Annotated in this window: 6 protein-coding genes and 2 pseudogenes; 3 read left to right on the top strand and 5 right to left on the bottom strand. The window is 45.7% G+C overall.

Features of this window, described 5'->3' with window-relative positions; genetic code table 11:
• The first annotated feature begins 192 nt into the window (after window positions 1-192).
• A complete protein-coding gene (locus H6G26_RS34465) occupies window positions 193-1,062 on the top strand; it encodes a hypothetical protein (RefSeq protein WP_190735604.1) in 870 nt (289 codons plus the stop codon).
• Between the two features lie 446 nt (window positions 1,063-1,508).
• On the opposite strand, the gene H6G26_RS43215 is transcribed toward H6G26_RS34465, so the two are convergent.
• Window positions 1,509-2,135, bottom strand: a complete 627-nt coding sequence (locus H6G26_RS43215) for a hypothetical protein (protein WP_242054098.1) — start codon at window positions 2,133-2,135, stop codon at window positions 1,509-1,511.
• Complete coding sequence (locus tag H6G26_RS34455; protein WP_190735603.1) at window positions 2,128-2,628, bottom strand: hypothetical protein; 501 nt, start codon at window positions 2,626-2,628, stop codon at window positions 2,128-2,130. Before H6G26_RS34455 ends, H6G26_RS43215 begins: the two co-directional genes overlap by 8 nt.
• Before the next feature lie 242 nt (window positions 2,629-2,870).
• Here H6G26_RS34455 and H6G26_RS34450 point away from each other — a divergent pair.
• Together H6G26_RS34450 and H6G26_RS43995 are read left to right on the top strand one after the other, a co-directional pair.
• A pseudogene (locus H6G26_RS34450) lies at window positions 2,871-3,440 on the top strand (phage integrase N-terminal SAM-like domain-containing protein); the annotation flags it as partial.
• Window positions 3,441-3,768: 328 nt separating this feature from the next.
• Complete coding sequence (locus H6G26_RS43995; RefSeq protein WP_277883945.1) at window positions 3,769-3,903, top strand: hypothetical protein; 135 nt, start codon at window positions 3,769-3,771, stop codon at window positions 3,901-3,903.
• Window positions 3,904-4,142: 239 nt separating this feature from the next.
• On the opposite strand, the gene H6G26_RS34445 is transcribed toward H6G26_RS43995, so the two are convergent.
• From H6G26_RS34445 to H6G26_RS34435, 3 genes and pseudogenes are all read right to left on the bottom strand, one after another.
• Window positions 4,143-6,680, bottom strand: a complete 2,538-nt coding sequence (locus H6G26_RS34445; RefSeq protein WP_190735602.1) for a calcium-binding protein — start codon at window positions 6,678-6,680, stop codon at window positions 4,143-4,145.
• Between the two features lie 1,208 nt (window positions 6,681-7,888).
• A pseudogene (locus H6G26_RS34440) lies at window positions 7,889-8,610 on the bottom strand (hypothetical protein); the annotation flags it as partial.
• Window positions 8,611-8,957: 347 nt separating this feature from the next.
• Window positions 8,958-9,851, bottom strand: a complete 894-nt coding sequence (locus H6G26_RS34435; RefSeq protein ID WP_190735601.1) for a glycosyltransferase — start codon at window positions 9,849-9,851, stop codon at window positions 8,958-8,960.
• Window positions 9,852-9,933: the final 82 nt, after the last annotated feature.

Raw genomic sequence — 9,933 nt, 5'->3', positions numbered from 1 at the left:
AACACCTATTTTATCGTAGAGTAAGTTAGCGATCGCCTATTGAACCTAAATTCGTCAAACCCACTTACAGTAAGCATTTACGTTTTGCGGATGAGTCTAATCGTTTCTCACTGGTTGGTGAAAAAAGTTTGGTGCGCGTGAATGTCTAATTCTCTCTTAGCAACAACGAAAAGTTATCACCCAACTAAAGTTATGTCACAAATCGAAATCGCTCAAATCATCGACCAGATAAAGCAAGAAATCACTGTTGACTCTAATGGACAAAGTAAGGCTAGCCTTCGTGCAACAGCAAGATTAGCTGGGGTTGATGCTGCTGGATTATTCAGAAGTCTCAAAACAGCCGTTGACAATTCTCGCTCTAAAATGGTTGAAAAGCTTGTCTGTAAAGGCTTTGGAGGTGTTGACATTTTAGGCTGGTCGCAGTCCGGTATCCCTGATATAGCTGTTGCCGCAATACTTCACTATTACGGTTATGAAGCGGGGAAAAGATGCAGCCTCCAAGCAAGATTAGCCTGTGAAGCATTTGAAAGTATCGGTGTTCGCGCCTGGATGCAAGACATTATGGGCTGGATAAAACCCGTTACTCAACCACAAGAACAACCCCTTACACCAACCCTCCCCCCAGTTGAACAGCGATTGCATACTCTTGTCCTGGCCATGAAAACTTTAGCTGAGTTAACTGGTGGCAGACTCAACCCATACATGGAACAGCAATTCAAAGACTATGCCGGGAATCTTCTGGCAGAACACAACAGAAAATTGCTCACCCCTTCAGAAGAACGATGGTTGGGGGTTGTGAACTTTGCAGAGAGCGAACTTGGAAAGAAAGTCCCCCTGAGCGGCGCTCACTATCGCGGACACTTGGGTACTTGGGTGAGAACATTCTACCCGCATCTGGGCGATCGCCAAGAAACGCGATTGGTCAATGGCGTTCAACAGCCCATCTATGTCTACGCTTGTCACGAGCCGGTTGTTGCGGCTGGGTTAACCAAAGCTATAGAAGAGTTCTTTGCTCACCCGAACCTATCCCACTATTCTAAAAATCCCTACTCCTTTTCGTAAAATGTGCTTGAAAACCTTAATTTTTCGTTTTCAGTTCTCAATAAGCTTAAGCTTTGTAGCACAAATATTATTAGTGGGATAGGTTCCCTAGCCCTGGTGCAGCGCTAAGGCAAGCAGGTGCTTTCGCTAGCAAAAAGGAACCAGTGCTGACCAAGTGAAAGCGAACACCCCCACCACAGGAACGTTCGCTAATTTAAAGATGCAAGTTATTGCTAAAGCATCGAATATTACCAATAACATTAAAAGTTTCTCTTTCACGTAGTCAAGCAAGTACCAAACTTTTGACATGATCCGTTACAAAGATGACTTATCTAGCAAATAATACACATTTCAAGAAAGTGTCGTAACTTCAAGGTTTCTACTGGAGTTTAGAGTAAGCAATGCAAAATGACCCAACAGGGCTGAGTTAATCAGAGACTTAGCAAAAGTATGAATAATCTTAGGTATTAAACAGCAACAGATGCTTCTTTAGGTGGTCGTGCTACTGTTTTTTTAACAATGGGATATCGGTTTTTACGGTGACGCTTTCTTCCTGGTTGCCAACCAGGGGACTTTCCGCGAGGTTTGGGTGCTCTTGTTGGAGTACCAATCGCCGCAAAAACTCCTCCCATAGCTTGAGCGACTCGTCCAGGGGTCAATTTGTCAAAAGACTTCTGCCAAGGTAAAGGATTGTCAGTTACGATATCACGGGCTAACCACAACTCCCAAGTCATTAGAGGCATTAAGTCACTCCACCTCTCACATTGCTTGGGAGTACTTAGCTTTGGAACAGTCCAATGTAAGCGTTGTTTTAAAAAACGATACCAGTGGTCAATGGTAAAGCGACGCAGGTAAAGTCGCCAAACTTCTTCTAAGGGAGGCATTTCTTCTCCTACCCAAGCTAACCACAAAGGTTTCGACACTCGTTCATTACCTTGAAGTTCAAGACGTTCAACTCTAATCAGTGACATCGAACGTGTCGCCGCTTTACGGAAATGCAGATTTTTCCACAGGCCAACCCGTGACCGTTTTAGTTTGGGATCATCCACCTCGAAGACAGATGTTGCTTCACCCCATGTTGTTGGTTCATTCAAAATGAACAACTTTCACTTTCTGCTGTTTTTCGGATGGTTCAAATATAAGCTCAGGAGCAGTGAGTTTGTTGTATCCATAAACTCCACTTGGGCGTTTCACATTATAATGATGTATTTCACAGCCACCAGGAGCAATGTAGCATCCTTCTAGATTATTTAAGTTGTGATGCAATTGTTCAACACAGGCGGCGATCGCTTCCATTTGTGCAGCAACGCCCATCGATTGTGCATTTTGAGGACAACCTCTCGACATCAGCATCATCACTGCCGCTTCGCGGCGCGTGGTTCTAAAGGTTTCCTCTGTGCGTTCCCACTCCTGTTGCCGTTGGCAAGAGGCAATCTCCCGCACGCGAATTAGTTCGATTGACTCGTCTGGAGTCAACTTAATAGCTGCTCCACAGGTTTTATAATTGAAGCATTCTCCAGGGTCAATACCCGGTTGCAACATCATTGAGGCACAGTCAAAGCCAAGTCCACATATCTTACGTGGCATAATTTCAAATTAGTTCTAGCTTAATAAACTTATTTTAATAGCTAGAACAAAAAGGTGTGTAAAAACCACTGGTTTTAATCGTATTTTTAGTCGGATAAAAGATAATGTTGACTTATTTATTTTGTGTTACCCCTAATTCGTGTATACTAAACTTTCAATTTCATGCGATCGCGCAAGATTATGGTGAATAACCCTGAACTAAATAATTTACCTCTTTCAATTTCATGCGATCGCGCAAGATTATGGTGAATAACCCTGAACTAAATAATTTACCTCCGATTAAACTCATTCCCCTAGACGCTGAGACTGCATCGCTGACTGGGCGCACAGCGAGTAGAAGACCAGCAACGGATATCCGGTGGGTAAAGGTGCTAGAGTTTTTACGCAGCAATAACCTTGCACCGAACAGTCGTAAGCTTTATGAACGTGAACTGAAGCGGTTTTTGGCTTGGAGTGAGCTGCACTATCATGAGCTACGCCCACGTCACTTCGCGCTATATAAAGAGTATTTGCGGGATGAACTGCGGACTGATTCAGGTAAACCGCTTTCAAAAAGCAGCATCAATGCCGGAGTTGCTGCACTCAAAAGCTTTTTTAAATAGATGTGCTATACGTATCCTGACATTATTGCTACTAATCCCACACTGAGAATTAAACTGGAAAAAGTACCACTGCCACCAGCCCAGAGTTTAACCCCAGAACAAATGGAACAGGTTTGGTCAGCGTTAGAATTGCTGGGAGAAACAAAGCAACGCGATACAGCACTGGTTCACATTCTCAGTCACGGGCTGCGTGCTGGAGAAGTTGTGCAAGCAACATCCTTGAAGGATGACGGTCAAAAAGTCCAAAAAAGCGGATAAAATCAAGCTAGTCTCTGCTGAGGACGAGAACATAAAAAATTGCGGCTGCTGCTACTGTCACTGTAACCGTAAGATGAGCAAGTTGCTTGCTTTATGCTTTCAAAGCAGATTGCTCAATTAATGGGTTCAAAGTAGGTCACAGGTAGTGAAGTGAAGTGTTCTTGTTGCGCTAAATTCAGCCAAACAAAAGTCCCGCATTCATAAATATCTTGGTAGAGGACATTGATATCAGCAGTTCTGCTCTTTTGAAAAGCGATCACCCCAATAAAAAAACCTAATAATGGAGAGTAGCGCAGGCACGATTTTTCCCGAAACGGGAAAGCGATCGCAGACTATCCAATCACACACAACGGATAAAGGTAACCGCTCAATAATCCTGGGTAAATCGCTCAGTGACAAGGCTCAATTGGCGTAAACTCGTTCCTGAACTGGTAGTTGCCCCGATTTATTGAGCAGATAGTAATGATAGATGAGCAGAACAATCAAAATTATCGTTCACAAAGTCGTTACTGACCGTCCCGCACGCAGGGAACCACTTCAGAAACGCTGCCCCAAAGCTTACCCCTTCATGACAAAACCTCGACAAGAATTACGAAAACAACTGCAAACTTCTTAATTGGTAACTGTTTCCGCTTTTCTTAGTACCATTTGTCTTTAGGCTACAGTGACTCCTAGCGTATAAGAACCAGGGTCAAAAAAACCAGAACTGAAAGTTCCGCCATTTTGAGGGAAGTAATCAAAATCACTTACTGAAATGGAGTAAGTACCTGCCCCTAGTGAAGCGGTGATTGATTCAGAAGTACTGGAACTCTGTAAGTTCCCAGCACTATTAAATAGGCCGAGAACTGGAAAGGTACCACTGGAATTCGGCGTGCTAATAGTCACAGTTCCTGGGTTAGCTAAAGAAAATGTGAAAAAGTCGAAATCAGGATTGTTCCCTGGAAGTGTTGCCAGTTGAGCAGAGGTATTAACTTCTGAACCTGATGTTAAAGTACCTAGCTCCTCAGCAGTGGCTAGTGTGTTGTTTGTTCCTTGTCGAGCATCTTCTTTTTCGTAGAACAGGAAGTCGTCACTATCAAGCCTCAAAGACGATGCTTGCACAACACCAACGAGTTCATCTAGCTCTCCCCCTGATTTGTCCAGAAATACCCTTGTATTGGCTCCCACAGTCTGCAACCGATAGTCTGCCAGTGTTCCTTTAAGCTGGATTGTATCTTCGTTGGAGTTGAAGCCACTGATGGTAGCGTAGTCTGCAAAACCACTACTTCCACTGTTATCGTCATAAAAGACATTAGTAGCATCTCCAAGTAAGAACTGATCTTCCCCAGGCCCGCCAGTTAGGGTATCAACCTCCCCTAATCCAAGAGAATCAGAACCGTTAGTATCAACGCCTATGAGGACATCATTTCCAGGGCCTCCAAGGAGAGTGTCATTCCCGACCCCGCCAAGGAGTCGGTCATCGCCTTCTCCTCCTTCGATAAGGTCATTGCCAGCCCCGCCAAACAGGCTGTCATTCCCATCCTCGCCCAAGACGAGGTCATTACCTTCCTGACCATCAAGAAAGTCATCGCTATCCCCACCAAGCAAGGTGTCATTGCCGCCTCTGCCACTTAGGGTATCACTGCTGCCTCCTCCAATCAGGGAGTCGTTAAAACTAGAACCAAAGACTTGCTCGATATTGAACAGGACATCATTCCCATCTCCCCCACTGGCAGTTCCAGTGCCAAGGTCAACGGTGACTCCGGCAGTGGCATTTAAATAATCAGCAGTATTAATGCCAGTCCCACCAAAGAGTTGGTCATCCCCGCCTCCACCAACGAGTTGGTCATCCTCGTCTCCACCAAGCAGAATGTCATTGCCGCTGCCGCCTAGCAGGGTATCATTGCCTTCTCTACTAATGAGAGTGTCACTCCCGTCCTCACCAACGAGTTGGTCATTGCCAGCCCCACCAAGCAGAATGTCAATGCCGCTACCGCCAAGCAGGGAGTCATTCCCGTTCCCGCCATTGATAAAGTCGTCGTTAGTCCCGCCAAGGAGGGTGTCATTGCCGTTATCGCCAAAGAGGCGGTCATTACCAGCCCCACCATTGACAGAGTCATTCCCGTCCCCACCACTGAGGAAGAAGTCATTGCCAGATCCGCCAAAGATGGTGTCATTGAACCTAGAACCAGCGATTCTTTCAATCTCCAACAGGACATCATTCCTGCCCTGCCCTGTAGCGGTTCCAGTGGCAAGGTTAATCGTGACTCCGGCAGTGGCACTTAAATAATCAACAGTATCAACACCATCTCCACCGAAGAGTTGGTTATTGCCAGTCCCACCACGCAAGGTGTCATCGCCCAACCCACCACGGACAATATCGTTGCCAACTTCACCATCAAGCACGTCATTGCCAACTCCACCATCAAGCACGTCATTGCCACCTCTACCAAATAGGGTGTCATTACCGCGCCCGCCAGTTAGGGAATCGTTGAAACCAGAACCAAAGACTTGTTCGATATTAAACAGGACATCATTCCCAGCCCCTCCACTGGCAGTTCCAGTCGCTAGGTTAACGGTGACACCAGCAGTGGTATTTGAATAGTCAGCAGTATCATTGCCAGTCCCACCAGAGATTTGGTCATCCCCGTCCCCTGCTTCGAGTCGGTCATTGCCAGCCCCGCCAAGGAGTCGGTCATCGCCAGCCTCACCAATCAAGAAGTCATTGCCATCCTCGCCATCAATCTGGTCATCGCTAGCCCCGCCATTGAGCGTGTCAACCCCTTCCCCGCCAAAGAGTTGGTCTTCACCGTCTTCTCCAGCGAGTCGGTCATTTCCGTCCCCGCCTTCGAGAAGGTCATTGCCAGATCCGGCAAGGAAAGCATCATTACCGAACCCACCAAGCAGGGTGTCGTCACCGCCTCTGCCAAGGAGTTGATCGTCATCCTCCTCGCCATCAAGCAGGTCATTGCCAACTCCACCAAGGAGGACATCATCGCCGAACCCACCAAGCAGGGTATTGTCGCCCTCCTCACCATTGAGAAGGTCATTGCCGTCCTCGCCATTAAGCGAGTCATTGCCAGTCCCACCCAAGAGGTCATCATTGCCGCCCCGACCAAAGAGGTTATCATCACCGCCCTGACCAAGGATAGCGTCATTCTCAAACGTGCCAATTAGAGTGTTATTCCTGTTGTCTCCAATAATGTCTGCCATATCAATCCCCTCGGTTATAAGTTTGATTCAGAAATATTCGCTGGCAGAGGTGTCATCTATGAGTAGCCCTGCCACCGGGGAGAAACCCTAGATAGGTAGTTCAAATAAATGCAGCATCTACTTAGACTGGTTTCGTAACCGCTCAATAATCCTGGGTAAATCGCTCAGTAACAAGGCTCAAATGGCGTCTATGAGTAGCCCTGCCACCGGGGAGAAACCCTAGATAGGTAGTTCAAATAAATGCAGCATCTACTTAGATTGGTTTTGTAACCGCTCAATAATCCTGAGGAAATCGCTCAGTGACAAGGCTCAAATGGCGTAAACTCGTTTCTGAACTGGTAGTTCGCCCCGATTTATTGAACGGATACGTTAAAAAGTTGGTTACAACCGCTAATCAACAGCATACTTGAATAGGTAAACAACCGCTTACAAGTCGCAGAAATGACACAAAAGTTTTTAATGTCATACCAGAGAATATTCAGAGATTGCAAAAATTAATGAATAATTCAAAGAAATGAAGAAGTTTTAATTTGATTTTCTATTTCTACCTCCAGAATTCCGCAGATGGTTGGTGAATTATTCCATTGGGAAACTTGTAGTGGGGAAAAAGCTCAGAAATTCCCACTAGGCATCACCGTGCCAAAAAAGGTTTTTTGTGCAAATCAAAAAATTCAAGTGCCTGAAACGACGATTTTTCGTTCAAACTCGATCAAAACTAGCAGCATAATCATAGTTTTTTCACCAAAAAGCGCTTCTTGAAAGGCTTACCTCATCTTACTTTCAGCCAAGCGAGTACAATTAACCCGGTTTGGCACGGTGATGCCACTATCAACGAGAGAATGGGGCTTCAAGCGGTGTAGACTGTCCAGTTATGGCGGCTATAAAAGGACACTCCTCATTCACTACTCATATCTGCCCTGCTTTAACCAAATACCATCACCATCCCGCAGCAGAATTTTACCTGCAAGAGTTCTCTTCTCTTCTCTTTCAGAGACGCTAACGCGAACGAGAGGCTTTGCCCTAAGCGTAGCTATGCCGCAGGCTTTACGGCACGTCTTCTCTACGAGACGCACTCGCGTTCGACGAACGCCACCGATTCATGGCGAGTACGCCATCGCAGAGTCGAGATATATGCAATTCTTTTGACTTTATTAAATAACTACCCAGGTAAAACAGGTAAAAAATGGGTAGTTCTCCGCTATCTTTTGTTCGATTTTTACGGTGTAGTCGCTGTCCCATGTCTGGAGTGTACAATTGTATTCCCCAACGTGGCTGACTACTCCCCAATACCCCGCTTTACCTCTCAAGTCTGGGTTATCTTTGGGCAGAAGAATGCATATTTCCCCAATGTGTTGAGGATTGGGTACTTTCGTGCTTTCGCGTATCCTATCCACAACATCTTTCACTATCCGATCGCTAGGGAATCTTATTCCCAGCTTGCTCTACTGCCTGCTGCCAAACATCCGCTTGCACAGCCGGTTCCAACTCAGCTTTCGCCAAAAAACGCAATTGTCGTTCGTTGGTCGGCATTGGAATTTGCTGACCATTGGTCGGCAAAAACTTAATTATGATTCTCGTAAACAGCAGTAGCCGAAATCTTCAAGTACGCTGCATCACGGCTGTAACCAAAGCGTTCGCGGCAGTATTCCTCAAAAGTTTGGTGCGTGGAACGGTATAGCCGTCTGTCTCTCAACTCCATTAACGCCTGACCCGCTTCTAAAAATGCACGTTCTACACGGCGTTCCAATTGCAAGCGTAAGCTTTGTTCTTGGTCGGTCAACTCTTTGACTTCAACAGCCGTAACCGTGATAGTTGCTGAGGCTGGGTTTTCGTGCAAAGAAGTATTTTCCTGAGCAGGGTCGGTTGCTAGCTTTGGTTCCTCAGATGTCGCGGGGGTAATTTTCTTGCGTCTAGATGGTGGTTTGTTCATTATTCTACCTCCAAGACAAATTGGCTCTTAGCAATATTGAGTTGTGTCATCATAAAAATAGAGTTTTCATTTATACCCCCATTCTTGAAGTAGGCTGGGGTTTTTTGTTGCTTTTTATATTTTGCAGTTTTAAAGCACTACTAAGTATGAAACATCTTAAAAAGAGAACCCCCTAAACCTGGAGTTGCCTCTATACCGAACGGTATAGATATCTCTTCCCTCTGCTCAAGAGCTTGCCTTCTCTTTTCAGAGACGCTACGCGAACACGAGTAAATTCCTTGTCCGAACCCTATTGGGTGTAATAATGCAAGAGCAATTGTCTGGTATTTCTCATCCAGATAGTAACATTACCCAATCAAGCCCAAATGCCGATGAAATGCTTCAACAGCATTCGCCACACCATCTTCACCCCGAATCTTCTCACCTAACTCCTGGGCTTTAGACCGCATGACCTCATCACCCAGTACAACTTCAATCGCTGCCGCTAGAGTTTCTTCTGATACCTTGTGGTACGGTATCGGTTGCGGGCTGACTCCCAACCGAGTTAGCTTTTCACCCCAAACTGGCTGATCTGCAAAAAAAGGCACAGTAACTGATGGTGTCCCTGCACGTAACACTGCCGCCGTTGTACTAGCTCCTCCGTGATGTACTACTGCTGGCACTTGGGGAAATAACCAATCATGAGGAACTTCCTTGATCACAAACACTCGTAGCGAATCTTTTACATTCACTGTTCTTCCAACGTCACCCCATCCTGATAATATAATCCCGCCTTGACGGGTTTTCTTTAGAGCTTCCACGATATAGTGTGTGAGATATTCTGGATTGGGCATAGTCATGCTCCCAAATCCAAAACACAAAGGTAATTGCTTTCGTCCAAGAAAATCCTCTAGTTCCAGGGGTGGCTCGTATTCGGAGGCTTGGTCAATAAACCAGAAACCAGTTACATACACCCATGCAGGCCAATCACGGGGTCTTGGGATGACGTGCGAACTAAATCCATACAATACAGGGATTCGTGATACATTTGCCGGAGTCTTCTGTCTGAAGCGTCTGCCCAAATATGGTAAAGGAGGCAATTTCAACGTTTCTGTTCTGAAGTGATTGAGCAGTTGACGATATCTTTGCCAGTGCAAAAACTCTACTAGCAAGTAGCTGCCATAATTTATCGCTTTCTTTAGCGGGTTTTTAGCTATTTGAGCAAATCTCAAAAACCCAAACATCCAGGGCGGCCGCATCATGTCAACAAGACTAGTCTATTCTCAATAGAACTTGTAATTTTATCATTAATCTCCTCTTATTGCGAAAATATTTAGCGATCGC

It is taken from the genome of Nostoc sp. FACHB-888 (genome assembly GCF_014696655.1).
In the GTDB taxonomy this organism is placed as follows: domain Bacteria; phylum Cyanobacteriota; class Cyanobacteriia; order Cyanobacteriales; family Nostocaceae; genus Nostoc.
The sequence above is the reverse complement of the archived record's forward strand: the minus strand, read 5'-3'. Positions and strand labels throughout refer to the sequence as shown.